24 protein-coding genes and 2 pseudogenes are annotated in these 25064 nt (G+C 73.6%); 17 read left to right on the top strand and 9 right to left on the bottom strand.

The features are described 5' to 3' along the window. Both AB8Z75_RS13065 and AB8Z75_RS13060 read left to right on the top strand, forming a co-directional pair. Positions 1–570: pseudogene (locus tag AB8Z75_RS13065) on the top strand (hypothetical protein); the annotation flags it as partial. Positions 571–641: 71 nt separating this feature from the next. Further along, positions 642–2186 (top strand): APC family permease, encoded by a 1545-nt coding sequence (locus AB8Z75_RS13060; RefSeq protein WP_369201650.1) that lies wholly within the window; start codon positions 642–644, stop codon positions 2184–2186. 41 nt (positions 2187–2227) lie between these two features. Here AB8Z75_RS13060 and AB8Z75_RS13055 read toward each other — a convergent pair whose 3' ends face one another. The 4 genes and pseudogenes from AB8Z75_RS13055 to AB8Z75_RS13040 form a co-directional block, all read right to left on the bottom strand. Continuing rightward, the gene (locus AB8Z75_RS13055; RefSeq protein ID WP_369201649.1) at positions 2228–4576 is read right to left on the bottom strand and encodes a glycoside hydrolase family 65 protein; all 2349 of its coding nucleotides are present in this window, start codon (positions 4574–4576) and stop codon (positions 2228–2230) included. Then, the gene (locus tag AB8Z75_RS13050) at positions 4573–5352 is read right to left on the bottom strand and encodes an HAD family hydrolase (RefSeq protein ID WP_369201648.1); all 780 of its coding nucleotides are present in this window, start codon (positions 5350–5352) and stop codon (positions 4573–4575) included. The genes AB8Z75_RS13055 and AB8Z75_RS13050 overlap by 4 nt, the downstream gene beginning before the upstream one ends. Positions 5353–5510: 158 nt before the next feature. Further along, positions 5511–7283, bottom strand: a complete 1773-nt coding sequence (locus AB8Z75_RS13045; protein ID WP_369201647.1) for a GAF domain-containing protein — start codon at positions 7281–7283, stop codon at positions 5511–5513. 480 nt (positions 7284–7763) lie between these two features. Beyond that, positions 7764–9032 (bottom strand): annotated as a pseudogene (locus AB8Z75_RS13040) (MFS transporter); the annotation flags it as partial. Between the two features lie 177 nt (positions 9033–9209). Between AB8Z75_RS13040 and AB8Z75_RS13035 the strand changes: the two are divergent. Then, positions 9210–9995, top strand: a complete 786-nt coding sequence (locus AB8Z75_RS13035; RefSeq protein ID WP_369201646.1) for a response regulator — start codon at positions 9210–9212, stop codon at positions 9993–9995. A gap of 243 nt (positions 9996–10238) precedes the next feature. Here the strand turns inward: AB8Z75_RS13035 and AB8Z75_RS13030 are convergent, their stop codons facing one another. After that, positions 10239–10616, bottom strand: a complete 378-nt coding sequence (locus tag AB8Z75_RS13030) for an RNA-binding S4 domain-containing protein (protein ID WP_369201645.1) — start codon at positions 10614–10616, stop codon at positions 10239–10241. Positions 10617–10719: 103 nt separating this feature from the next. Between AB8Z75_RS13030 and AB8Z75_RS13025 the strand changes: the two genes are divergently transcribed. Continuing rightward, positions 10720–12510: a PP2C family protein-serine/threonine phosphatase gene (locus AB8Z75_RS13025; protein ID WP_369201644.1), complete on the top strand. Its 1791-nt coding sequence runs from the start codon at positions 10720–10722 to the stop codon at positions 12508–12510. Positions 12511–12595: 85 nt separating this feature from the next. Here the strand turns inward: AB8Z75_RS13025 and AB8Z75_RS13020 are convergent, their stop codons facing one another. Both AB8Z75_RS13020 and AB8Z75_RS13015 read right to left on the bottom strand, forming a co-directional pair. Continuing rightward, positions 12596–13015, bottom strand: coding sequence for a gas vesicle protein (locus AB8Z75_RS13020; RefSeq protein WP_369201643.1), 420 nt, complete (start codon positions 13013–13015; stop codon positions 12596–12598). Positions 13016–13154: 139 nt separating this feature from the next. Continuing rightward, complete coding sequence (locus AB8Z75_RS13015; RefSeq protein ID WP_242750119.1) at positions 13155–13328, bottom strand: hypothetical protein; 174 nt, start codon at positions 13326–13328, stop codon at positions 13155–13157. A 90-nt stretch (positions 13329–13418) separates the two neighbouring features. Here AB8Z75_RS13015 and AB8Z75_RS13010 point away from each other — a divergent pair, with 90 nt between their 5' ends. From AB8Z75_RS13010 to AB8Z75_RS12955, 12 genes are all read left to right on the top strand, one after another. Then, positions 13419–13877 (top strand): hypothetical protein, encoded by a 459-nt coding sequence (locus AB8Z75_RS13010; protein WP_369201642.1) that lies wholly within the window; start codon positions 13419–13421, stop codon positions 13875–13877. A gap of 149 nt (positions 13878–14026) precedes the next feature. Continuing rightward, a complete protein-coding gene (locus AB8Z75_RS13005) occupies positions 14027–14446 on the top strand; it encodes a gas vesicle structural protein GvpA (RefSeq protein WP_369201641.1) in 420 nt (139 codons plus the stop codon). Continuing rightward, complete coding sequence (locus AB8Z75_RS13000; RefSeq protein WP_369201640.1) at positions 14443–15216, top strand: GvpL/GvpF family gas vesicle protein; 774 nt, start codon at positions 14443–14445, stop codon at positions 15214–15216. The genes AB8Z75_RS13005 and AB8Z75_RS13000 overlap by 4 nt, the downstream gene beginning before the upstream one ends. 11 nt (positions 15217–15227) lie before the next feature. Beyond that, positions 15228–15464 (top strand): gas vesicle protein GvpG, encoded by a 237-nt coding sequence (locus AB8Z75_RS12995; protein ID WP_027737327.1) that lies wholly within the window; start codon positions 15228–15230, stop codon positions 15462–15464. Further along, complete coding sequence (locus tag AB8Z75_RS12990) at positions 15461–16303, top strand: DNA primase (protein WP_369201639.1); 843 nt, start codon at positions 15461–15463, stop codon at positions 16301–16303. Before AB8Z75_RS12995 ends, AB8Z75_RS12990 begins: the two co-directional genes overlap by 4 nt. Before the next feature lie 91 nt (positions 16304–16394). Next, positions 16395–17570: an SRPBCC family protein gene (locus AB8Z75_RS12985; RefSeq protein WP_369201652.1), complete on the top strand. Its 1176-nt coding sequence runs from the start codon at positions 16395–16397 to the stop codon at positions 17568–17570. Between the two features lie 8 nt (positions 17571–17578). After that, positions 17579–17950: a gas vesicle protein gene (locus AB8Z75_RS12980; RefSeq protein WP_369201651.1), complete on the top strand. Its 372-nt coding sequence runs from the start codon at positions 17579–17581 to the stop codon at positions 17948–17950. Next, positions 17940–18740 carry a GvpL/GvpF family gas vesicle protein gene (locus tag AB8Z75_RS12975; protein ID WP_369201638.1) on the top strand — a complete coding sequence of 267 codons (801 nt, stop codon included), beginning with the start codon at positions 17940–17942 and terminating at the stop codon, positions 18738–18740. The genes AB8Z75_RS12980 and AB8Z75_RS12975 overlap by 11 nt, the downstream gene beginning before the upstream one ends. A gap of 70 nt (positions 18741–18810) precedes the next feature. Then, entirely contained in the window at positions 18811–18996 is a 186-nt protein-coding gene (locus AB8Z75_RS12970; RefSeq protein ID WP_342774896.1) for a gas vesicle protein, read from the top strand. Continuing rightward, positions 18993–19271 (top strand): gas vesicle protein K, encoded by a 279-nt coding sequence (locus AB8Z75_RS12965; RefSeq protein ID WP_114013570.1) that lies wholly within the window; start codon positions 18993–18995, stop codon positions 19269–19271. The genes AB8Z75_RS12970 and AB8Z75_RS12965 overlap by 4 nt, the downstream gene beginning before the upstream one ends. 19 nt (positions 19272–19290) lie before the next feature. Continuing rightward, a complete protein-coding gene (locus AB8Z75_RS12960; protein ID WP_369201637.1) occupies positions 19291–20007 on the top strand; it encodes an MgtC/SapB family protein in 717 nt (238 codons plus the stop codon). A 123-nt stretch (positions 20008–20130) separates the two neighbouring features. Next, complete coding sequence (locus AB8Z75_RS12955; RefSeq protein WP_369201636.1) at positions 20131–20505, top strand: DUF6479 family protein; 375 nt, start codon at positions 20131–20133, stop codon at positions 20503–20505. Positions 20506–20684: 179 nt separating this feature from the next. Here the strand turns inward: AB8Z75_RS12955 and AB8Z75_RS12950 are convergent, their stop codons facing one another. Then, positions 20685–21239 (bottom strand): TetR/AcrR family transcriptional regulator, encoded by a 555-nt coding sequence (locus tag AB8Z75_RS12950; protein WP_369201635.1) that lies wholly within the window; start codon positions 21237–21239, stop codon positions 20685–20687. 113 nt (positions 21240–21352) lie between these two features. On the opposite strand from AB8Z75_RS12950, the gene AB8Z75_RS12945 reads away from it, so the two are divergent. Beyond that, positions 21353–23044, top strand: coding sequence for an MFS transporter (locus tag AB8Z75_RS12945; RefSeq protein ID WP_369201634.1), 1692 nt, complete (start codon positions 21353–21355; stop codon positions 23042–23044). A 195-nt stretch (positions 23045–23239) separates the two neighbouring features. Here the strand turns inward: AB8Z75_RS12945 and AB8Z75_RS12940 are convergent, their stop codons facing one another. Further along, positions 23240–24964, bottom strand: a complete 1725-nt coding sequence (locus AB8Z75_RS12940; RefSeq protein ID WP_369201633.1) for an MFS transporter — start codon at positions 24962–24964, stop codon at positions 23240–23242. Between the last annotated feature and the right edge of the window lie 100 nt (positions 24965–25064).

Below are 25064 nucleotides of genomic sequence, written 5' to 3'. Positions count from 1 at the left end.
CCCCAGGACCCCACCCCCTGGCTCGCGCTGCTCCTGCTGTTCCGCGGGACCGCCACTCCGCGCGACTGCCACCACCCCTTCGGCGAGTTGTACGCGCGCCACCCCGAGCACCACCACGGGCACCATCTGATGGCCGCCGCGCTGGCCGAGGAGGGCCGCGGCGTCTACGACTTCGCCGCCCAGGCCGCCGAACGCGCGCCCGCCGACTCGCCGCTCGCCCTGCTGCCCGTCACCGCCCACGCGCAGCGCTTCCGCGTCCTGGCAGCCCGGGGCGAGGTCCCGCCCGATCCGACCACGGCCGGGCACTGGCAGGGACGCCACCCGCAGCGCATCGTCAAGGCCGCCTTCAACTGGTGGCTGGAGTGGGGCGCCGAGGACCGCAACCCGCGCCGCCTCATCGACCTCAACCACCTGGCATACGCCAAGTTCCACGAGGGGAGGATGGCCGAGGCCGCCGCGCTCTTCCAGCGGATCGGCCCCCACCCGACGCGCGAGCCGTGGGCGTTCTCGGGCCGCGAGCCCCACAAGGCGTTCCGCGCCGCGCACCGTACGGCCCTGGGAGCCGCCTGAGAGACCTGCACCCTCCCCCGCACGCACCCCCCACCCGAGCACCACAGGACGTCCTGGAAGGAATCCCCGCCATGCTCACGGGCAGCCGGCCGAGTGGCAGCAGTCAGGAGATCAGCACCTACCGAGGCCAGGACCAGGCGTCCTTGCGGGCCGGTCGGCTGGGCACGACGGGGCTGCTGCTGTCCGTCCTGGCCGCGACCGCCCCCTTGATGACCGTCGCGGGGGTGATGGCCACCACCTACGCCGTCATGGGCGTCGTGGGCCTGCCGCTGCTCTTCGTCATCCTCGGCGTCATCATGGCGCTGTTCGGCATCGGGTACGCCGAGATGAGCCGCCACGTGCACAACGCGGGCGCGTTCTACGCCTACATCGCCCGGGGGCTCGGCGGGCTCGCCGGCGCGGGCGCCTCCTACGTGGCGCTCGTCGCCTACAGCGCGCTCCAGGTCGGGGTCTACGGCATCTTCGGCTTCGAGGTCGCCGGGCTGCTGGAGAAGTTCTTCGGGGTGGGCGTCGCCTGGTGGATCCCGGCGCTGGTCGCGCTCGTGGTGACCGGGGTGCTGGGCGCCCGCAAGATCGACCTGAACGCGAAGGTCGTGGGCGTCGTGCTGATCTGCGAGGTGCTGCTGGTCCTCGTCATCGACGTCGCCTACGCCGCCGACCCCGGGCCGCAGGGCCTCTCCCTGCACGCCTTCGACCCGGACACGCTCACCGGCGCCGGTCTTGGCACGGCCCTGTGCTTCACCGTCGCCGCGTTCCTCGGCTTCGAACAGGCGCCCGTCTACGCGGAGGAGACCGACCGGCCGCAGACCGTCGTGCGCCGCGTGATGTTCCTGGCCGTCGGCATCATCGCCGTCTTCTACGCGCTGACCGCCTGGCTCATCAGCGTCGCCACCGGGCCCGACGGGGTGGTGGCCGCCGCGCGCGAGGAGAGTTCCGGACTCATCTTCACCCTCGCCGAGCCCCGGCTCGGCACCGTCTTCACCGACGTGCTGCACGTCTTCTTCGTCACCGGCGCCTTCGGCTGCATGCTCGCCTTCCACAACGTCGTGGCGCGCTACGCGTTCGCCATGGGGCGCGAGGGACTGCTGCCGCGCGCGGTGGGCCGGGCCTCCGCGGGCACCGGGGCGCCCGCGCTCGGATCGCTGCTCCAGACGCTGGTGTCCGCCGTGGTCGTCGCCGCCTTCGTCGCCGCCGACGACAAGCCGCACGGCGACCCGACCGCGCCGGTCCTCCACCTGTTCACCTGGATGGGCAACGTCGGCGCACTCGGCGTCATCCTGCTGATGACCGTCACCTCTCTCGCCGTCATCGTCTTCTTCGCCCGGCGCGGCTCCGCCGGGGCGCAGGCGGGACGGCTGGTCTGCTCGGCGCTGGCCGCCGTCGGCCTCGGCTTCGTCTTCGTCTACGCCGTCAAGGACTTCGACGTGCTGGTGGGCGCCGACGCGGGCTCCACCCTGGGCCGGGTGCTGCCCGGCATCATCGGCGCGGCGGCCGTCGTCGGCCTGACCGTCGGCCTGGTACTGCGGGCCCGTGCCCCGCACACCTTCGCCCGCATCGGCCAGGGCAACGAGGCCTTCCGCCTGGACCAGGCCGCCGGCGGGCAGCAGGACCGGTGAGGCAGGACCGGGCCACCGGTCGGCAGCGGGTCGGTGGCGGGTCAGTGGCGGCGGGCCGGCCGCCGGCCCTTGGGCTGTTCAGGCCGGGGGCCGGGCGGGTGGCTGTGCAGGCGGTGGGTGCTCGGTGAGCCGGCCGTCAGCGTGAACGGCTCGCCGCAGTGCAGCAGGCGCAGGGGCTCGCCTTCCAGCAGCGTGTAGGTCACCGACGTGCTCTCGATCTCCACCCCGAGCCGGCGGCCGAGGATCTCCACCGCGAAGGCGAGCCGGCGCAGCTGGTCCGGCAGCGTGGGGGAGAAGTCGAGCGTGCCGTCGCTGTGCCGCATGCCGCCGAAGCCGGCCACCAGCGCGATCCACGTGCCGGCGAGCGAGGCGATGTGCAGCCCGTCGCGGGTGTTGTTCTCCAGGTCTTCCAGGTCCATCAGCGCCGCCTCGCCCGTGTAGTCGTAGGCGAGTTGGAGCTGCCCGACCTCGGCGGCCATCACCGCCTGGCAGCAGGCGGACAGCGACGAGTCGCGGACCGTCATCTGCTCGTAGTAGGCGAAGTTCGCTTCCTTCTGCGCGGTGTCGAAGGCGTCGCCGCGCTTGTACATGGCCAGCACCAGGTCGGCCTGTTTGACGACCTGCTTGCGGTAGAGGTCGAAGTAGGGGAAGTGCAGCAGCAGCGGGTACTGGTCGGGGCGGGTGGAGGCGAAGTCCCACATCTGGTGCCCGGTGAAACCCGCCGACTGCTCGTGCACCCCCAGGGCCTCGTTGAACGGTATGGCCACGGCGTCGGCCGCGTCCCGCCACGCGGCGGCCTCCTCGTCGTCGACGCCGAGGGCCGCCGCCTGTTCGCCGTAGCGCTCCACGGCGTCGGCCGCCGCCCGCAGGTTCGACTGGGCCATCAGGTTGGTGTACAGGTTGTCGTCCGTGACGGCGCTGTACTCGTCGGGCCCCGTCACCCCGTCGAAGTGGAAGGTGCCGTGGTGGTCGTGGTGGCCCAGCGAGTGCCACAGCCGCGCCGTCTCGATCAGGATCTCCACCCCCGTCTCCCGCTCGAAGTCGGTGTCGCCGCTGGCGGCGACGTACCGCACCACGGCCTCCGCGATGTCGGCGTTGACGTGGAAGGCGGCGGTGCCGGCCGGCCAGTACGCCGAGCACTCCGAGCCGTCGATCGTCCGCCAGGGGAAGGTGGCGCCGCGCAGGCCCAACTGGCGCGCCCGCGCGCGGGCCGCGGGCAGCGTCTCCTGACGCCAGCGCAGCGCCTCGGCGACCGCGGACGGCGAGGTGTAGGTGAGGACGGGCAGCACGAACGACTCGCCGTCCCAGAAGGTGTGGCCGTCGTATCCCGAGCCGGTCAGCCCCTTGGAGGGGATGGCGCGCTTCTCGGCCCGCGCCCCGGCCTGGAGCACGTGGAAGAGCGCGAAGCGGACCGCCTGCTGGATCTCGGCGTCGCCGTCCACCTCGACGTCCGCGCGCGACCAGAAGTCGTCGAGGTAGGCGCGCTGCGCCTCCACCAGGCCCTGCCAGCCCGCGGTGCGGGCGCCGGCGAGGGCCGCGTCCACCTGGTCGCGGACGGCGGGCAGCGAACGCACCCCGGACCAGCCGTAGGAGACCAGCTTCTCGACGCGCAGCGGCTGCCCGGGGCTCAGCTGCGAGGTGACGGTGAGCCGGGCGACGTTCTCCCCGCTCTCGGCACCGGTGCTGGTGCCTTCGGGGCCGTGCACCACGTGGTCCGCCGCGGAGCCGACCCGCAGCCCGCTGGTCTCGGTGCGGTGCACCAGGCGCAGCCGCATGTCGGAGGCGAAGTTCTCCTCCGGTGTGAGCACGTCCTCCAGCGCCGCGGCCACGCGCGGGTCGCCGCCGCTCTTGTGGGGCAGTTGCTCGTTGGCGACCAGTTCCGACTGCACGACGACGCGGACGTCCGACTCCAGCGGTTCCACCTCGTAGGCGACCGCCGCGATGGCGCGCTGGGTGAAGGAGACCAGCCGGGTAGAGGTCACCCGCACGGTGCACCCCGCGGGTGAGGTCCACTCGCAGACCCGGCGCAGCAGCCCCGAGCGCAGGTCCAGGGTCCGTTCGTGGGAGCGGAGCCTGCCGTAGCGCACGTCGAAGGGCTCGTCGTTGACGAGCAGCCGCATGATCTTGCCGTTGGTGACGTTGATGACGGTCTGGCCCGACTCGGGATAGCCGTAGCCGGCTTCCGCGTACGGCAGCGGGTGCAGCTCGTGCACCCCGTTGAGGTAGGTGCCGGGCAGCCCGTGCGGCTCGCCCTCGTCGAGGTTGCCGCGCCACCCGATGTGCCCGTTGGAGAGGGCGAAGACGGACTCGCTCTGCGGCAGGATGTCCAGGTGGAGCTCGTTCTCGTGCAGCGTCCAGGGCTGTACCGCGAAGCAGGAGTGGCTGATCACCTGGCGTCCTCCTCGTCGTCGGGGCGCGGGCGGGTCTCGGGGGCGTCCGTCAGCGCCCGCAGGTCCGTCACGACGGTGTCGGCGCCGTGGGCGCGCAGCGCCTCGGCCTGGCCCGTGCGGTCGACGCCGACGACGTACCCGAAGTGGCCCGCCCGGCCCGCGTCCATGCCCGCCAGCGCGTCCTCGAAGACGGCCGATGCGCCCGGCTCCACGGCCAGGTCGTGCGCGGCGGTGAGGAAGGTGTCGGGGTGGGGCTTGCCGGGCAGCCGGCGCTCCCGCGCCACCACACCGTCGATCCGCACGTCGAACTGGTCCTCGATGCCGACCGCGGCGAGGACGTCCTGGCAGTTGGCGCTGGAGGAGACGACGGCGGTCAGCAGCCCCGCCGCGCGCACCGCGTGCAGATACCGCACGGAGCCGTCGTACGCCTCGACGCCGTCCTGGCGGATCTTCTCCAGCAGCAGCGCGTTCTTGCGGTTGCCCAGCCCCGCCACGGTCTCCCGCTCGGGCGGGTCGTCGGGTGCCCCCTCCGGCAGCTCGATCCCGCGCGAGGCGAGGAAGGTGCGGACGCCGTCGGCCCGCGGGCGCCCGTCCACGTAGGCGTCGTAGTCCGCCACCGGGTCGAAGGCCGCGAAGCCCGGCCCGTCGCGCCCGCGCAGATAGGCGTCGAACATCTCCTTCCACGCGGCGGCGTGCACGACGGCGGTCTTGGTGAGGACACCGTCGAGGTCGAACAGGCACGCGCGGATACCGTCGGGCAGACCGAGCTTCGTCATGCGTGCCGGGTCCCCTGGCCACGGGGCCGGCATGCGTGCTCGTGGGCATTGCCGCCCGGGTGGGCGCCCGGCGGCCCGGCTGCTCGGCCTCGCGTGGCAGGGGTCCCGGATCCTGGGCCTACTCGGTCTCGCGCGGCCGGGGACCCCGGATCCTGGGCCTACTCGGTCTCGCGCGGCCGGGGAACCTCCCATACCAGGCGGGTGCCGGGCCCGGCCGCTGAGGCGGAACCGTCCGAGACCGTCAGAGTGCCGCCCAGAAGTGCGGCCCGCGAGCGCATGTTGGCCAGCCCGCCGGTGCGGGGCGCGTCACCGAGGCCGACACCGTCGTCGGTGACCGTCAGCGCGATGCCGGCACCCACGGACAGCGCCACGTCCACCTGGCGGGCCCGCGCGTGACGGACGATGTTGCTCAGGGCCTCCGCCAGCACCGCGCTCACGTGGGCTGCCGCCTCGGCCGGCACGTTCGTGTCGACGGGGCCCTCCATGCGCAGCGCGGGCGGGAAACCGAGCCGGTCCGCGGCGTCGCTGACGGCCTTCACCAGGGTCCGGCGCAGGCTGGTGTGCGCGTCCTGCGGCCCCTCGCCCGAGGTGCGCAGCGCGAAGATGGTCGAACGGATGATCTTGATGGTCTCGTCGAGGTCGTCCACGGCGCGGCTCACCCGCTCGGCCGCCTGCGGCCGGTCGATGAGCCGGCCCGCGCTCTGCAGTGTCATCCCGGTCGCGAACAGCCGCTGGATGGCCAGGTCGTGCAGGTCGCGGGCGATCCGGTCGCGGTCGTGCAGCAGCGCCAGCTGCTCGGACTCGGCGCGGTGCTGCGCCATCTCCAGCGCGAGCGCCGCCTGCGCCGCGAAGTCCGACAGCAGCTCCACCTCCGTGGTGTCGAACGGCTCCCGCCCCTTCAGCCGGCTCAACCGCAGTGCGCCCGGCGCGTGCTTCTGCGCCAGCAGCGGTACGGCGACGACGGGGCCGTGCGCGCTGCGCCCGCCGGGGAAGGCGTGGGTGCGCGGGTCGGCGTCCACGTCCGCCGACACGGCCGACTCGCCGGTGCGCGCCGCCAGTCCCGAGAGCGTCTCGTCGTAGGGCACCACCACCCCGGTCTGCTCCTCGGCGAGCGCACCGACCGCCACCACCACCCGCAGCCCGTCCGCACCGTCCGCGGACCCCGCGGCGTCCGGTAACAGCACGCACGCCGAGTCGGACTGTGCGACATCCAGCGCCCGCCAGGCGATCAGCCGCAGCACCTCGCTGGAGGGGGCGCCGCTCAGCAGCAGCCTGGTGATCTCCCCGAGCGCCTCAAGACACCGTTCGCGGCGCCGGCTCTCCGCGTACAGCCGCGCGTTGTCCACGGCCACCCCCGCGGCGACCGCCAGAGTGGTGACGACGGCCTCGTCGTCGGCGTCGAACTGAGCGCCGCCCCGCTTCTCCGTCAGGTACAGGTTGCCGAAGACCTCGTCGCGCACCCGCACCGGCACCCCCAAAAACGTGCGCATCGGCGGATGGTGCGCGGGGAAGCCGTGGCTGGCCGGGTGCGCGGTCAGATCGGGCAGCCGCAGCGGTTCGGGATCGCGGATCAGCTCGCCCAGCACCCCGTGCCCGGAGGGCAGCGGCCCGATCCGCGCGGCCTCCTCCTCGCCGATCCCCACCGGCAGGAACGTCACCAGGCGCTGCCCCTCGCCGATGACGCCCAGCGCCCCGTACCGCGCGTTCGTCAGGGCCAGCGCCGCCTCGACGATGCGGCGCAGCACCTGCGCCAGATCCAGCTCCCGGCCCACACTCAGGACGGCTTCCAGCAGGCTGTGCATCCGGTCCTGGGTGGTGCGGGCGGCATCCAGACGGGTCTGGAGCTCGTCCAGCAACTCGGCCAGCCCGAAGTGGGGCAGTCGTCCCCGGCCTTGATGGTGCTGCCCGTCGTCTCTGGCAGCCTCCGCCATGCGCGCCTCCGTGCGACGGTACGACAGCCGGGCCCCCGTAAAGGCCGCGAGCCCCGAGAACGGCAGTCTACGGGCCAACCGACCTCAGGGCGCCGGACGTTCCGCGCTCCGTACGTCCGACGGAGCGTGCTCACCACCGCCCGCGGGGGCGTGTTCGCTACCGCCGGTGGGCTCGTGCCGGCCCTTGCCCGTGGAGGCGCGCTTTTCTTCATCAGACGAGGGCTGCTGCGGCCCGCCCGCCGGGGCCGGTCCGGTCCGCTCACCGTCGACTGGGGCTGCTGGGGTCGCCGGGCCCGCTGGGTCCGCTGGGGCTGCCGGAGTCACCAGGTCCGCCGGGGTCGCCGGACCCGCCGGACCCGCCGGAGTCATCGGGGCCACCGGGATCGCTGGACCCGCCGGGGTGACCGGGCCCGCCGGGGTGACCGGATCCGCCGGGTCTGCCGGGCCGCGCTGCCGCGGGGCGGGAAGGTCCGGGGCCCTGCGGTCCTGGTCCATCCGGCGCCACTCGGGCCGCAGCCCGGTCAGGTTGGTCGTCAGGAAGTAGGCGGCGCCGCCCGCGAGCAGCACCGGGGCCAGCCCGAAGGACGCCACGGCCGCGCCGGCGAGCAGGCCGCCCAGGGGGATACCGGCCCAGGCCAGCGAGTCGCCCAGGGCGTTGACCCGGCCCCGCAGCCCGTCGGGCACCCGCTCGAAGTTGACGGCCCCCAGTATCGGGTTGATGAAACCCGCGCCGAACCCGCTGAGCGCGAAGACGGCGGGCACCACCCACAGCGGCACGTCCACGGCCAGGATCACGAAGCGCGGCGCGCCCGCGAGCAGGAACCCGGCGAAGAACACCACACGGCGCGGCATCCGGTGCCCCACGGCCGCCGCGACGAGGCTCCCGGCGACCGCCGCGAGCCCCAGCGAGCTGTTGGCCAGTCCCATCGCCTCGGGCCCGTGGCCCGACTCGCGCGCCCAGACCGGGACCAGCAGCGAGTTGAACGCCGCGTCCAGCAGATTGGTCACGCCCACCATGACGATGACGGTGAGCAGCAGCGGATCGCCGCGCAGAAAGCGGAACCCCTCGCCCATGCGCTGCCAGTAGCCGGGGCCGGGACCGGGGCCGGGGCCGGACGGCGACGCCGGTGCGGCCTCCCCGTCCGCCGCCGGACGTCCGCGGTGCGGCAGCGCCACGACGACGACGAGGGAACCCGAGGCGAAGCAGACCGCGATGGCGATCAGCGCGGTGGGCGCGCCGAGCAGCGCCACCACCGCACCGCCCGCCGCGGGGCCGACGGTGGAGGCCAGCCGTTCGGTCACCCCGGCGAGGCCCGCCGCACGTTCCAGCGGCACCCGGGCGCGCGCCGCGGCCTGCGGGACCATGATCTCCTTGGACAGGTCGCCAGGCCCCCGTGCCGCGCCGATCACCGCGACCAGGAGCAGCAGCAGCCAGAACGAGAGCACGTCCACGAGGTGCAGCGCCGCCACCGCGGTGACCGCCGCCGCGCTGACCACATCGGTGATCCACGACACCGTCCGGGGCCCCACGAGGTCCACGAGCGGCCCGGTGAAGGCCTTGACGAGGACGTACGGAGCCAGCTCGCAGAGCGACACGAGGCCGGTCTGCGCCGTGCTGCCCGTCGTCACCAGCACGAACCAGGGGAGCGCGATGGCCGATATCCGCGTCCCGGTCAGGGAGACCGCCATCGCTGCCAGGACACCCGCCAGCGGGCGGATGCTCCTGCTCCGCCGGGGGTGCTCCGTCATAGGCCGCACTCTAAGGGGTGCGGCCGGGGGGTCACCCAGCCGCCCCGAGCCGCGGGATCTGCCGCGCGGCGCCTGAGCCGTGGCCCGCGAGCCGGGCCGCCGTGCCCCCGGGTGCCGAACGGCCCCTACTCACGGGGCGGACCATGCCGCAGGCTGGGGGCGTTCCGAGGAGGTCCAGTGCCGGGTTCCGACAGCCGGGGCGAGGTGTCCGCCCGCCCCGCCGCCCCTGTCCGTGTGTTTCTGCTCGACGACCACGAGGTGGTGCGGCGCGGGCTGCGTGACCTCCTGGAGGCGGAGGACGACCTCAGCGTCGTCGGCGAGGCCTGCGACGCGGCTCAGGCGCTGGCCCGTCTCCCCGCGCTGAGACCCGACGTGGCCGTGCTCGACGTGCGGCTGGGCAGCGGCGGGAGGCCCGGCGGAAAGACCGGTGAGGGGAGCGGCGACCACGGGGGGATCGAGGTCTGCCGCGAGCTGCGGGCGCTGACCCCCGACCTGGTCTGCCTCATGCTGACCTCGTTCGACGACGACGAGGCGCTGTTCGACGCCGTCATGGCGGGCGCCGCCGGGTACGTGCTCAAGCAGATCAGGGGCGCGGACCTGGTGAGCGCGATCCGGACGGTGGCGTCCGGCAGCTCGCTCATCGACCCGGCCACGCGGGCGCGGGTCACGGCGCGGGCCGCGGCGCCGGGCCAGGGGGCTGAGGGCCGGGCCGTCCCGGCCGAGCTGGCGCGGCTCACACCGCGTGAGCGGGAGGTGCTGGCTCTGGTGGGCGAGGGGCTGACCAACCGGCAGATCGGTGAGCGGCTCTTCCTCGCGGAGAAGACCGTGAAGAACCGGATCTCGGCGATACTGGGCAAGCTCGGCGTGGGGCGGCGGGTGCAGGCGGCGGTGCTCGCCGAGCGGCTCAGGGAGGTGGCCCCCGCTCCCGGCGCCGGCCACCTGCCGGCAGACCCCGCACCGTAGACGCCCGGGCCCCGCGCGGCGTCTGCCGCGCGGCCCGCCGCGCGGCTCCGACCTGTCCGCCGCGCAGGCACTCCGCGCAGTCGTCCCGTGCCCGCCGCGCAGGCACTCCGCGCAGTCGTCCCGTGCCCGCCGCGCAGGCCCGCCGCGCAGACGTCCCGTGCCCGCCGCACAGGCACTCCGCGCAGACGTCCCGTGCCCGCCGCACAGGCACTCCGCGCAGGCGCGCCGCGCAGGCGTCCCGCGTCAGCGGGGCTGGCGGAGGCGGTCCAGTTCGCGTCGGTCGCGTTTGGTGGGACGCCCGGCGCCGCGCTCGCGGCGGGCGACCACGGGGATCTCGGTGACGGGCGGCGGAGGGGGAGAGTTGTCGACGTAGGCCTCCGCAGCCACGGGGGCACCGACCCGCTTCCTGAGCAGGCGTCTGACGACCACGACGCGTTCGCGCCCGGCGTGCCGCACCCGCACCTCGTCCCCGACCTTGACGGCGTGCGCCGCCTTCACCCGCTCACCGTTGACCTTGACGTGTCCGCCGCGCGCCGCGGTCGCCGCCTGGGAGCGGGTCTTCGTCAGCCGCACGGACCAGATCCAGCTGTCGACCCGCACCGGCCCTTCGTCTGCCGTCATGCTGTCCGACTCTAAGGCAGTGGACGTCAGGCGGGACCCGCTCGGCGGAACCGGCCGTCTCCCACCCGGCACGGCGGCGGGGGCGGGCGCACAATGCCGACATATGGACCTCTCGTCTGACCGCACTTCCGAGGACGCTCTCGCCGAGCTGCACCGGCTCGCGTTGCGCACGGTCGCGCGGGCACGGCACCGGGCACGCGCCCGGATCACCGCCGAGCGGGCCCAGGACCGCGTCGAGCGGGCGGCGGCCCCGCCGAGCCCGTTCGCGCCCGACGGCGCCGAGAAGGCGCCGCCCAGCGACGTGGCGGTACTGCCGGGCCTGCCGTCCTGGATACCCGCGGTGCTGGGCGTCCTGCGGGGCAGCTCCACAGTGCTGCGTCCCGACGTCGCGCCGGACGGGACGGTGCGCGACTTCATCGTCGTCGGGGCCAACCACTTCGAGCTCAGCGGTGTGGAACGCGGCTCGTTCGACTTCCTGGGCAAGCGTCTGTCCGAGACCCGGCCCGGCGTGCGCACCAGCGGGATGTACGACGTCTACCGCGCGGCCCTGGACAGGGGCACGCCCGTCTCCAGCGACACCGTCGACTACGTGGACGTCGTGGACGGGGTACTCCAGCGAGCCAGGCTGCGCGGCACCGTCACCGTGCTGCCCGGGCTCGGGCTGCTGCTGACGAACTGGGAGCCGGTGGGCGAGGCCCGGCTCAGCCGCCGCATCCAGGAGGGGGGCCGGATGGGGTGGGCCGAATGGGATCTGATCAGCGGCCGCATCCGCTGGTCGCACGGGTTGCGCGAGCTGCTGGGGCTGCGGGCGCCGCCGCCGGAGGGCGTCACCCTGGAGGGCGTGCACGGGGTGGAGGGGGCGGCGCGCACGGTCGCCTCGGCCAAGGACGTCGCCGTCGATCTCTTCACCGTCGGACGGAAGATCGATCCGGCGGACCTGCCCGGGTTCGTGGCCGACATGCGTGCCCTGCTGCGCGGTGGCGAGGTGCCCGACCGCGAGCTGACCGTCCACGTGGACGGTTCCCGGCGGCGCATCCGCTGGGTGGGGCACGCCCAGCCGGAGGGCGCCGAAGTGCCCGAGTCCCTGCTGTTCGCCGCGCGCAACATCACCGGGCAGGAGGAGCAGCTGCGCCAGGCGCTCGTCGAGACCGAGCGGCTGCGGCAGGAGGCTGCCGCCGAGCGACGGGTCTCCGAGACGTTCCGCAGGGCCCTCGTCCCGCCGCTGGAGGCGCTCACTCCGCCGTGGATCTCGGTCAGCTCCGCCTATGTGCCGTCCGACTCGGGCGTGGGCGGCGACTGGTACAAGTGCCGGGAACTCCCCGACGGCCGGGTACTGCTGGCCGTCGGAGACGCCTCGGGGCACGGGGTGGAGGCGGCCAGCCGGGCCGTGCAGCAGCGTTCCGCGCTCGCCGGGCTGGCCTACACCGGCGGGGACGCGGCGCAGCTGGCGTGGGCGCTGGGGGAGGTCGTCTACAACGACTACTACGGCAACCTGGACACCACCGCCACCTGCGTGGTCGGGCACCTGTACCCCGAGGCCCGTGCCTTCCGCTGGGCCAGCGCGGGACACCCCGCACCGATCCTGGTCCGGGACGGCGAGCCGCGGCTGCTCCAGGGCGAGCACGGCATGATGCTGGGCGTGGTGGCGGACACGGCCTACACGACCAACACCGCCCAACTGCACTCCGGTGACCTGCTTCTCCTCTATACGGACGGCGTCATCGAGCGCCGCGGCAGCGACCTGGAGACCGGTGCCGCCGCCCTCTTGGAGGCCGTGCGTACGGGGATGGCCCGAGGGAGGCTCGCCGAGTCGGCGGCGGAGCGCCTGGTCGCCCACCTGCTGGGCGCCGAGGCGGAGGACGACGCGACGATCCTCGCCATCCAGGTGTCCTGAGACGTCAGCTCAGCGGACGGCTGCCCCGCGAGGCGGCTACGGGTCCGCCTGCGGGGTGGGTGCGTCGGGCTGCGGGCCCGGGGCGTCACCGGGGGTCCGCCTTGCCGCGCTCGTAGCGGCGGAGCCTGCGGTATCCGGTCAGTTCCCCGTCGGGGTCCAGCGTCATCTCGTAGGAGCCGAGCATGCTCACGCTGTCCGGGATCTTACGCAGCTCGACGACCTCCACGTGCAGCGTCCACCCCCCGTCCTCGCCTCTGACGACCGAGGAGACCGTCTCCGCCTCCAGCCCGGTCAGCTCCTCGATGGCTTCCCGTGCGGAGCGCAGCACCTGGGCCGTGCTGGGCGCCTTGGCCTCGACCGTGGGCTGCTCGCGGGGCTCGGCTGTTGCGGTGGGCTGTTCGCGCGCGGTGTCCCGCCGCGCGCCAGAGCCCGCCGAGCCGGTCTTCTTCCCGGGGGCTTGCTTGCCGGCCGTCTTCTGGGCCGTACCGCCCGCGCTCTCACTCATCCCGGTTCTCCTCCCTCCCCACGCGTGCGGGGAACGTCGCGAACCGGGCGGGTGCCCGCTGTGCGCCGAGTGAACCGGGGCAGGCCGGGTACCGGTGAGGCCCGGAGACCGGTCAGGTCAGTCCTCGCTTCGGAACAGGTCAGTCCTCGCCGCGGAAGATGTGGGACTCCGGGTCCCGGTCCCCGGACGGAGCACGCGGCCCGTAGCCCATCGGGCCGTCCGGGCGGCGCGTCGTGCGTGCGAGGAGCACGGGAGCGTGACGCTGGTCCCGGGCGTCCTCGTCGTGCCTGGTGCCCTGGCTTCGTTGCACCACGATCACCTCCATGTTCGACGCACTCCCGGGTCCCCACGCCGCGCGGGGCGAAACGGTCACCGGGGGAGGGAAGGGGACCAAGGAGATGAGATGGCGCACAGCCCTGAGGTGACCGAGCTGCTCGCGGACGCGCACGCCGAGACGGAGCGGCTGGTCACCGCCTACGAGGCGACTCACGACCCCGAGCGGCGTGCCGCCCTCGCCGAGGCGCTGAGCACCGGGACCCGGCGGCGCGCCCTCGCCCAGGAGCGGGAACTCGACCCCGTGCTGCGGCGGGTGCTGCCCGAGGGGGACCGGATCGCCGCCGAGGCGGCGAGGCGGCGGTCCGCCACGTACGCCACGGTGCGGCGGCTGTGCGGCCTCACGCCCGGCTCGCCGTCCGCCGACCGGGAGATCGCCGCGGTGCTGGACGCGGTGCGTGCCGCGGCGCGCACCGACGAGGAAGAGGTCTTCGCGCCGCTGCGGGCACGGCTCGGCCACCGCGCGCGGCGGGAGCTGGGAACCGCCGTGGAACGGGCCGTGACCTGCGACGGAGCACGCGGGGTTTGACCCTTGGCCCAAGGGCTACCCGGTGCGGCGCTGCGGTCCGGCCGCGGTCGTCGAGACCCTTCGGGCCCGCCAAGCAGCGGGCCGCACGCGGCAGTTGACCGCGAGCTCGGCCCCAAGCGACGCCAAGAAGCGAAGGAGGCTCCGTCCTCATGACTGTCGCTCCGACACAACAGCAAGGCGGCGGCACCGGCAATCTCTACGACGTACTGGAGCTCGTCCTCGACCGGGGGCTGGTGATCGACGCGTTCGTGCGGGTTTCCCTCGTCGGGATCGAAATCCTCAAGATCGACGTTCGCGTCGTGGTGGCGAGCGTCGACACGTATCTGAAGTTCGCCGAGGCCTGCAACCGGCTCGACCTGGAGGCAGGCCCGCGCAAGGACCCCGGACTGCCGGACCTGGTCGGTGAGATGACCGAGTCGGGCGCCAAGGGGAAGACCAAAGGAGCGCTGAGCGGCGCGGCGCAGACCGTGTCCGACGCCTTCCAGCAGGCGCGTGACGAGTCCCAGGAAAGCGGGGGCGGCACCAAGCGGCGCGCTGCCCCGGCCCGCAGGAAGGAGGAGCGGGAGTGAGCACCTACGTCTACGGGATCGCCCGGACGCCGGCTCCGCCCTTCCACGGGGACCTCACCGGCGTGGGCGACCCCCCGCGCCCGGTGCGCGTGATCGAGCGCGACGGGCTCGTCGCGCTGGTGAGCGACGCCCCCGACGATCTGAAGCCCAAGCGCAGGGAGCTCCTCGCCCACCAGCAGGTACTGGCGCAGGCGAGCGCAGAGCGCCCGGTACTGCCGATGCGGTTCGGCAGCCTCTCGCAGGACGACGAGACCGTCGGTGACGTCCTGGTGGAGCGCGCCGAGCACTTCCGCGAGCGGCTCGGCGCGCTCGAGGGCAGGGTCGAGTACAACGTCAAGGCCAGCCACGACGAGGAAGCGGTGCTGCACGTCGTCATGGCCGAGCAGCCCGAGCTGCGGGCCGAGAGTGAGGCCAACCGCGCGGCGGGAGGCGGCACCTACGAGCAGAAGCTCCAGCTCGGGGAGAAGGTCGCCCGCGCCGTGCAGGCCCGCGAGTCCACCGACGCCGCGCTGGTGCGGCGGGCGCTGGAGCCGCTGGCCGCCGAGGTCAGCGAGGGGCCCGAGAGCGGCGGCTGGCTGACCAACCTGTCCTTCCTCATCGAGCGGGAAGGCGCCGACGAACTACTCGCGGCGCTGGAGGAGTTGCAGACCTCGGCGCCCCAGCTGGACCTCACGGTCAACGGCCCGCTCCCGCCCTACAGCTTCGTCGAGAAGACCGACGCCTCGCCCGGCGTCGCGGGCGCCGCGGGAACCGCTCCCGCGGCCGGCTGACGGCGGCCGGTATGGGCCTGATCAGCGAACTGCTGCTGCTGCCCGCCGCTCCGCTGCGCGGCACCGCGTGGGTGCTGCGGCAGGTGCGGGACGAGGCGGAGCGGCAGTACCGCGACCCCGCCACCGTGCAGCGCGAGCTGCGCGAGCTGGAGCGGGCGCTGCTGGCCGGCGAGATCGACGAAGCCGAGTTCGACCGGCGCGAGGACGAACTTCTCGCGCGTCTGGAGAACAGGAATCCATGGACATGAACAGCAGACTGACGATGGCGCTGGCCGTCGCCGGGGGATACGTCCTCGGTCGCACCAAGAAGGCGAAGTTCGCCTTCGGTGTCGCGACGATGGTGGCGGGCAAGCGGCTCAAGCTCAATCCGCAGGCGCTGGCCACCTTCGCCAAGGACCAGCTCTCCAACAATCCGCAGTTCAAGGAGCTGGGCGACCAGTTGCGCACCGATCTGCGCGGCGCGGGCAAGGCAGCCACGGGCGCCCTGGTCAATCGCCAGGTCAACGCGCTGGCCGACCGGCTGCACGAGCGCACTCTCGATGTGCGCGACCAGCTGTCCGGCGCCTCGGACAGCGCGAAGGAGACGGCCGGGGACGCGGCCTCCACCACCAGGGACACGGCCCGGAAAACGGGCGAGGACGCCGCCGGAGCCGCCACCAAAACCGCGCGCAAGGCCCTGCCGGGCAGCCGCCGGGCAGGGGGCCGGGACGAGGCCGAGGACGCGGATGCGCGGGAGCCGGACGGGGAGGAGAGCGGCGAGCGCGCCGACGGGGAGCACGAGTCCGAGGCCCCGAGGGACTCCCGCTCGGCCGGCAGCGGTGAGCAGACGGCCGGCGGTGCGAGGAAGTCGGCAGGCAGGGCGAAGAAGTCCGCCGGTACGGCGAAGAAGTCCGCCGCCGAGCGTCCGGCAGCGAAGCAGTCGCGGGGACGGGCGACGGGCAAGAAGGCGGCCTCGTCCTCGTCCGGCACCGCCAGGTCGTCGTCCCGCTCCTCGACCGCGAAGCGGACCGGCACCGCGTCGGCCGCCAAGCCGGCGTCGACGCGGGCGAAGAGCAGTGGCGCGAAGGGAGGCCGGAGCCGTGGCTGACGACCAGACGAAGGACGGCGGCGGAAAGCTGCTCGGCGGGCTCGACACCGCGGCGACCGACCGGCTGAAGTCGGTGGCGAAGGAGTTCGCCATGGCGGAGGCGGAGAAGCTGCTGAGCGGGGTGGGCCGCAAGCTGGGCCAGGCCACCGGCAAGCTCAACGACGTCGCCGAGGGCAACAGCCCGGGCCTGGGCAAGCTGGCGCTGGACGGCGGCCGCAAGATCATGGACGGCAAGGGCCCGCTGCGCACCGCCGTGGAGGTGGGCGGCGGCCACCTCAAGGACAAGGCCGTCGAGGGCATCAAGGGCGTGTTCGGCGGCGGAGGCAAGAAGCGGAAGGGCAGCGGCGGCCAGAAGCCGGTCGTCATCCTGGAGTACGTGGACGTGGGCGTGCCGATAAGAGACGCCTACGACCAGTGGACCCAGCTGCAGGACTTCAGCTCCTTCACCAAGGGCGTCAAGGACGTCACGGTCGCCGACGACACGACCTCCGACTGGAAGGCGAAGGTCTTCTGGTCCAACCGGAGCTGGAAGGCCACGACCACGGAGCAGGTCCCCGACCAGCGCATCGCCTGGACGTCCGAGGGCGCCAAGGGCAGCACGAAGGGCGTGGTGACGTTCCACGAGCTGACCGGCGACCTCACCCGCGTCGTGCTGCTGATCGAGTACTACCCCAAGGGCCTCTTCGAGAAGACCGGCAACATCTGGCGGGCCCAGGGCCGCCGGGCCAGGCTCGACCTCAAGCACTACGTCCGCCACATCGCCATGAAGGGTGAGGCCGACGACGGCTGGCGTGGCGAGATCCGCGACGGCGAGGTCGTCGTCACGCACGAGGACGCGGTCGCCGAGGAGGAGCGCGCCGAGGACGGCGAGACGGCCGAGGACGGTGACGCTGCGGGGAACGCCGACGACGCCGACGACGCCGACGACGCCGACGACGCCGAGGGCGCCGAGGGCGCCGACGACGCCGAGGACGAAGGGGCCGTCGAGGACGCGGACGAGGAGTCCGAAGACGACGAGGAGCCTCGCGACGACGCCGAGGTAGCCGACGACGCCGAGGAAGCCGACGACGCCGAGGTAGCCGACGACGCCGAGGACGAGGCCTCGGAGGAGGGCGAGCCCGAGGACGACGCCGAAGCCGACGCGTACGAGCAGGAACCCGAGGACGCCGAGGAGGAGCCGGAGGAGACCGAGGACGCCGAGGAGGAGCCGGCGGAGCCCGAGGAGGAGTCCGAGGGGGAGTACGCCGCGGCGGGTGAGCGCCGGTGAGCACGCCGATGCCCGGGGCGAGCAGGCTGCCCGAACGCTACGAGGGCGGCAGCAGCGCGAACCTCGCCGACATCCTCGAACGGGTCCTCGACAAGGGCGTGGTGATCGCGGGAGACATCCGCATCAACCTGCTCGACATCGAGCTGCTGACCATCAAACTCCGGCTCATCGTCGCCTCCGTCGACAAGGCCAAGGAGATGGGCATCGACTGGTGGGAGACCGATCCGGCACTCAGCTCGAAGGCCCGTCGGGGCGAGCTGTCCGAGGAGAACGCACGGCTGCGGGAGCGCATCGCCGAGCTGGAGGGCAGGACGCCGGGGTCAGGGGAGAACGAGGCCCGGGAATCCGAGCCCAAGGAGGTGGAAGGCCGTGAGCGGTGAGCTGCGGTACGTCTACGCGGTGACCGCGCCCTTGCCGGGGCCGCTGCCGCCGCAACTGCGGGGCGTCGGCGGCGCGGCGCCCTACACCGTCGAGCACGCCGGCCTCGTGGCGGTGACCGGCGTCGTGCCCGAGGCCGACTTCGCCGAGGAGCCGTTGCGCGCCCACTTGGAGGACCTGCGCTGGCTGGAGGAGACGGCACGTGCCCATCAGGGGGTCGTGGACGCTCTGACCGCCCTGACGTGTCCGCTTCCGCTGCGCCTGGCGACCGTCTACCTGGACGACGACGGCGTCCGGCGCGCGCTGGAGGAGGGCCGGGAGGCGTTCGCGGCGACCCTGGAGCGGCTGGCGGGCCGCGTCGAGTGGGGGGTGAAGGTCTACGCGCAGCGCCGCGCTCCGGAGCCGGCCGCCGCCGGGGCGCCCAGCAGCGGGCGGGACTTCCTGCGCCGCCGCAAGCAGGAGGTGACGGCGCGGGAGAACGTCCTGGAGGAGGCCGAGGAGCTCGGCCGTACGCTGCACGCGGCGCTCGCGGCGCAGGCGGAGGACGTGCGCGTCCACCCGGCGCAGAACCCGCAGCTCTCCCAGGCCCCGGGTCAGAATCTGCTCAACGCGGCCTATCTGGTGCCGCGCGAGCGGTCCGAGGAGTTCGTCGAGCGTGTCGAACAGCTGGGTGGACACGACCCCGCCGTCCGTGTCGAGCTGACCGGGCCGTGGGCGCCGTACTCCTTCGCGTCCGGCCAGACCGGTGCTCAGCGGGAAGCGGAGGGTCGCCATGACGGCGCCGTCGGCTGAACCGTCCGTGCTGCCGGGCCCGGGCCCAGGTCCAGGTCCGGGTCCTGTGGCCGTCGACAGCGAGCGGCCGATGGCCAGGCGGCAGGTCGCGCTGGTGGACCTGCTGGACCGGCTGCTGGGCTCGGGCGTGGTGCTCGCCGGCTCGCTGACCCTCGGGATCGCCGACGTGGACCTGGTCCGGATCGACCTGCGCGCCCTCGTCAGCTCCGTCAACGAACGCGTCCCCTCGCCGTGGGAGGGAGGGAACCCCCTGTGACGACACGCCGCCTCGACTTCGACCCCGACACCGTGGAGCGCGACCTCGCGGCGCTGGTGCTGACCATCGTCGAGCTGCTGCGGCAGCTTGTCGAGCGGCAGGCACTGCGCCGGGTGGACGTCGGCGACCTGAGCGAGGACCAGGAGGAGCGCATCGGGATGACGCTCATGCTCCTGGAGGACCGCATGGAACTGCTGCGCGAGCGCTTCGGCCTGACCCCCGAGGAGCTGAACTTGGACCTCGGCCCGCTGGGTCCCCTGCTGCCCACCGACTGACAACTGCTAGACCTCGCCTATGCACGACGCCTTCTCCTCCTCCCTGGGCCAGGGCTGGCCGCAGATCGCGGACCTGGCCCTGGCCTTCGTCCTGACGTCGCTGATCGGCCTGGAGCGGCGGGCCAAACGCAAGAGCGCGGGGTTGCGCACCCATGCGCTGGTGGGGCTCGGCGCCGCCTTGTTCATGCTGGTGAGCAAGTACGGCTTCACCGACCTGATGGACGCCGAGAACGTCTCGTTCGACCCGTCGCGGGTCGCCGCCCAGGTCGTCTCGGGCGTGGGCTTCCTGGGCGGCGGTCTGATCTTCGTACGGCGGGACGTGGTGCGCGGGCTGACCACGGCCGCGATCGTGTGGGTCTCCGCGGCCGTGGGCATGGCGTGCGGCGCCGGGCTGCCGCTGCTGGCACTGGCCGTCGTGGCGCTGCACTTCCTCACCGTGTGGGGCTTCACCAAGCTGGGCGAGCACCTTCCCGACGTGGAACCCAGCAGGCTGCTGCTCACCTACGAGGAGGGGCGCGGAGTGCTGCGCACCGCGCTCGGCCGCTGTACGGAGCGCGGTTTCGCCGTCACGGAGACCCAGGCCACGCAGGATGACGCCGCGGGGCGGACGCCGCGGACCCGGCTGACGCTCGCCGTCTCGGGAAAGGGTTCCGTGCCCGAGCTGGTGGCCGAGCTGGTCGAGATCCCCGGGATGGTCGCCGTGACCGGCCGGCAGCCCGGGGTGTCGGGCGAGTAGGACGGCGGGCACCACCGCCCGCCCGGTTCACCCGTTCGCCCGTTGAGCGGACGCAGCACGTTTCCCCTCGTCCCGTGCGGAAACCCCGTCGTATGACACCGCGAGCCGAAGGGGGCTGAGCACATGAACGCGGACGTCACCCAGACGGCCATGGACCTCGCTGCCCGTGACCACCTCGTGGGCCTCGCGCCCCTGATCATCGGGTTGCTGATCGTCTGCGCACTGATCGCGGCGGTCTGGCTGGGCATCCGGGTGAAGAACCGCGAGCCCGAGCCGCCGGAGCCCGAGGACCAGCCGCACCTGCCCGAGGAAGGGCCGACCGACGAGATCGTCGGCAACCGGGAGCCCGACGAGATGCCCAGGGACGGCGTCCGCAGGCTGCCGCACGACGGGGTGCACGACTCCGGCGACCGTGAGGACCACCCCGGCGAGCCGCCTCGCCGCAAGAAGTGGGAGCCCGGTCAGAGCGGCTCCTTCGGCAGCGGCGGCCCGGGCTGACCCCGACCGGCTGCCGACCCCGGACGGCACTCCGAGCCTGACCGGCACTCCGACGTCGACCGGCTGTTCGTCGTCGACCGGCTGTCCGACGTCGACCGGCTGTTCGTCGTGAAAGGCCGGCCCCCGCCGCGCGCGGCGGGGGCCGGCCTTTCACGACGTCGGGGTCGGCCCGCACCCCGTCACGGCGTGAGCAGCGCCGCGAGCGGGCCCGTGATGTCGGCGCGGGTGGGCGGAGCCGCCGCGGCGAGGGACTGGAGGAGCAGGCCGTCGAGCACGCGGGAGAGCGCCCGTGCGGTCTGCTCGTCCGTGTGCGCGCTCAGCACCTCGCGCTCGGTCTCGGCGTAGAGCAGCGCCGAGTCGCGCAGCTCGGGGCGGCGCATGGCCGCGGTGGACAGTTCGAAGGAGAGCACCAGTTCGGCGCGGTTGTCGCGCAGCTGGCGCACGACGAGGTCGGCCAGCGCCTCGACCAGCTCGCCGGGGGAGACCTCGCCCAGCGCCTCGCCCCACTCGTGCAGGGTGCGGGCGTAGCGCTCGCTGAGCCGGTGGATGGCCGCGTCCAGCAGATCGTCGAGGGTGGCGAAGTAGTAGGTGGTCGAGCCGAGGGGCACGTCCGCCTCGCGGGCGACCGTGCGGTGGCTGAGCCCCGTGATGCCGTTCTCCAGCAGGATCCGCTCGGTGGCGGCCATGATCCGCTCCCGGCGCTCCGGGTCGGCGGGCCCCCGCTTGGCTCCCATCGGCACAGCCCGCCTCTCTCCGTTCCCGGCGACGATTTTGTGTACCCTAGTACACAGACTTTATGTACGGCCGTACACAAAAATCGATTGACAGGAACGGAGACGCATCCCTCATGGCACACGAGGCGACCGTGAAGGCCGGACCGCGCGAGTGGGCGGGGCTGGTCGTCCTCACCCTGCCCGTGCTGCTGATCGCCATCGACCTCACCGTCCTCGGCTTCGCCGTCCCCGCGCTCAGCGAGGACCTCGCCCCCTCCAGCACCCAGCTGCTGTGGCTCGTGGACATCTACTCCTTCGTCCTCGCCGGACTGCTGGTGACCATGGGCACGCTCGGGGACCGCATCGGGCGGCGCAAGCTGCTGATGGCGGGCTGCGCCGGATTCGGCGTGGCCTCCGCGCTCGCCGCCTACGCCCCCAGCGCCGCGGCCCTGATCGGGGCCCGCGTCCTGCTCGGCGTCGCCGGTGCCACGCTCATGCCCTCCACGCTCTCGCTGCTGCGCAGCATGTTCCGCGACCAGCGGCAGCGCCTCGTCGCCGTCGCCGCCTGGGGTTCCGCGTTCAGCGCCGGATCAGCGCTCGGGCCCGTCGTCGGCGGTGTCCTGCTGGAGCACTTCTGGTGGGGCTCGGTCTTCCTGATCAACCTGCCGCTGGTCGTGCTCGCCCTCATCGGACTGCCGCTCCTGGTGCCCGAGACGAAGGACCCCGCACCGGGCCGCTTCGACCTGCCCAGCGCGGCGCTCACCCTGCTGACGGTGCTGCCCGTCGTCTACGCCATCAAGACCTTCGCCCACGGCGACGAGCTGAAAGCCCTGCCCTTCCTGGTCGTGGGGCTGGCCTTCGGCGCTGTGTTCGTACGCCGCCAGCGGACCCTGGCCGACCCGCTGATCGACATCTCGCTCTTCCGCATCCGCCACTTCTCGGCCGCCATCATCACCAACATGCTCGTCGTCTTCGTGATGGCCGGATCCCTCTTCTTCATCCCCCAGTTCCTCCAGCTCTCCGAGGGGCTCTCGCCCCTGCGTGGCGGACTGATGCTGCTGCCGGGCGCCGTCTTGTCGGTGGCCTCCGGCTTCTTCGCCGCGGCGGCGGCACGGCGCACCGGGCTGCGGCAGCTGATCAGCGCGGGGCTGGCCACCGCCGCGCTCGGGTTCGCCGCCATGACCGCCGTGCCCCTGGGGCACGGGGTCGCCGTGGTGGTCCTCGCCTTCTGCCTGGTGAGCCTGGGCGTGGGCACCGTCATGACGCTGACCAACGACATGGTCCTCTCCACCGTCCCTCCCGAGCGGGCCGGCGCTGCCTCGGCTGTCTCCGAGACGGGCATCGAGCTGGGCGGCGCGCTCGGCGTCGCCGTGCTGGGCAGCGTGCTCACCTCGGCGTACCGCATGGGCCTCGACCCGGTGGAGGGGGTGCCGCACCGCGTGCTGGAGGGCGCACGCGAGACGCTCGGCAACGCGCTGGCGGCTGCCGCACGGCTGGGCGGCGAGCCCGGCAGGGTGCTGGCGGAGGAAGCCAGGCACGCCTTCGCGGCCGGCATCCGCTTCACCGGCCTGGCCGGCGCCGCCCTCCTCGTGGTGGCCGCCGCACTGGCCTGGGTGCTGCTGCGCCCGCGTCCCGGACACAGCGGCATCCACGGCGAGGCCGGCGTCTCCGCCCAGGGCGAGGCGGATGCCGCCGCCCACGGCGAGGCCGGCGTCTCCGCCCAGGGCGAGGCGGGCGCCTCCCACCACGAGCATCCGGACGCCGTGCGCGGGCGTCCGGATGCCACGCACGGGCAGCCCGGCACCAGGCCCTCTCCCCGGGCGTGATGCCCACGCCGCCCCTGAGGGGCGTGCTGCCCATGCCCCCCGGACGTGGCGCCCACGCCCCTCCTGGGGAGTGAGGCCGCGGCCCTGGCAGGGCTCTCCTCGGGGGTGAGGCGGGGCCCCGGGGGCCCCGCCTCAAGCGGTAGGGGCCCCGGGGAAGCCCCCGGGAGCCCTGCCGCGTTCACCTGCCGGCACCGCTCACGCCGTGCCGCTCCGCAGCTCGGGCAGCGTGCTCGCGGTCAGCGGTCGCGGGCCCGCGTCGGGGTCCACGAGGAGCACGTCGCAGGCGGCGGCGTGGGCGAGCGCGGCGGTGAAGCTGCCGTCCGCGAACTGGGCGAGCGCGCCGCGCGGTGAGCGGCCGACCGTGACGGCGCGGGCCCCGACGTCGGCGGCGTGCCGGGCCAGTGCGCGGCCCGCGGCGGCGTGGTCGCCGACGCTGTCGAGCACCTGCCCCGTCGCGGGGACGCCGCCGGCCGCGAGCCGGTCCAGGTGGGCCGTCACGGCCGCGCGTGCCTGGTCGGCGTCCTCCGTCTCGGCGGCCTGCTCCTCGACGACGGCGGACTGCCTCACGTGGACGACCTCCAGCGGGCTCCCGGAGTGCTCGGCGTACCGGGCGGCGGCGTCCACGATCGTGGCGGCCCGCGTGTGGGCGCCGACGGCCACGATGACCGGGGGAGCGCCGCCCTCGGCCGCCGGGTCCCCGACGGGGCGCAGGGCCGGGGTGACGGGCTCCTCCGCCTCGGGGCGCGCCTCGGCCTGGCGGAGCAGCCGGTGGCCGCTGGCCAGGACCGGGATGGCGAGGAGGAAGGTGGCGGCGCCCAGGTAGAAGGGGACGCTCAGGTCGGTGGCGTCGGCGAGCTTGCCGGCGACGTAGGGGGCCAGGCCGCCGCCGATGAAGCGCAGGAAGCCGTAGGACGAGGAGGCGACGGGCCGCTCGACGGGGGCGACGAGCATGACGGCCTGGGTGGTGAGCGTGTTGTTGATGCCGATGAAGGCGCCGCTGACGATGACCGCCACGATCACGGTCGTCGGTGTGGTGACCCCGGCGGCGATGACGGCCATCACGATGCCGAGGCCGAGCAGGTTGGCGTAGAGCACCGGTGCCGTGCCCCAGCGGGCTTGCAGGCGCGGGGCGAAGAAGACGCTGAACGCGGCCACCAGCAGCCCCCAGCCGGTGAAGACCAGCCCGAGCTCGTGGGCGCTCAGCTCCATGGGGTACGGCGCGTAGCCGAGCATGGTGAAGAAGCCCCAGTTGTAGAGCAGGGCCATGATGCCCATGGTCAGCAGGCCGCGGTGGCGCAGCGCCTTGAGCGGGGCGAGCGCGGAGGTGGGGCGTGCGGGCTTGGGCAGGTTGGGTACGAAGGCCATGGTGGCCACGAGCGCGATCGCCATGAGGACGGCGACGCCGAAGAAGGGGCCGCGCCAGCTGATGGCTCCCAGTTCGCCGCCGAGCAGGGGCCCGACGGCGATGCCGAGCCCCAGTGCCGTCTCGTACAGGATGATCGCGCCGCCGAAGCCGCCGCTGGCCGAGGCGACGATCACGGCCAGCGAGGTGGCGATGAACAGGGCGTTGCCCAGCCCCCAGCCGGCCCGGAAGCCGACGATGCCGTTGATGGATCCGGAGGCGCCGGCCAGCGCCGCGAAGACGACGATGACCGACAGGCCTATGACGAGGGTGCGTTTGGCGCCGAAGCGGCTGGAGAACCAGCCGACGATCAGCATGGCGACCGCGGTGACGATCAGGTAGCTGCTGAAGAGCAGGGAGACCTGGCTGGGTGTGGCGTTCAGGCTGTCGGCCAGTGCGGGCAGGATCGGGTCGACCAGTCCGATGCCCATGAACGAGATCACGCAGGCGAACGCGACGGCCCACACGGCCTTGGGCTGCTTGAAGGGGCTGGCGGCCTTTCCTTGCGGTGCACTCATGTGTGCTTCTCTTCCGGGACGTTGGCGGATGCGGGGACGGAGGCGGAGAGATGGGGGAGGCGGAGAGACGAGAAGGCGAAGGGACGGGGAGGTGGAGGGA

Source organism: Streptomyces sp. PU-14G (genome assembly GCF_041028275.1).
GTDB lineage: Bacteria > Actinomycetota > Actinomycetes > Streptomycetales > Streptomycetaceae > Streptomyces.
Note: the sequence above shows the minus strand (reverse complement) of the source record. Positions and strands in the feature narration are given on the sequence as shown.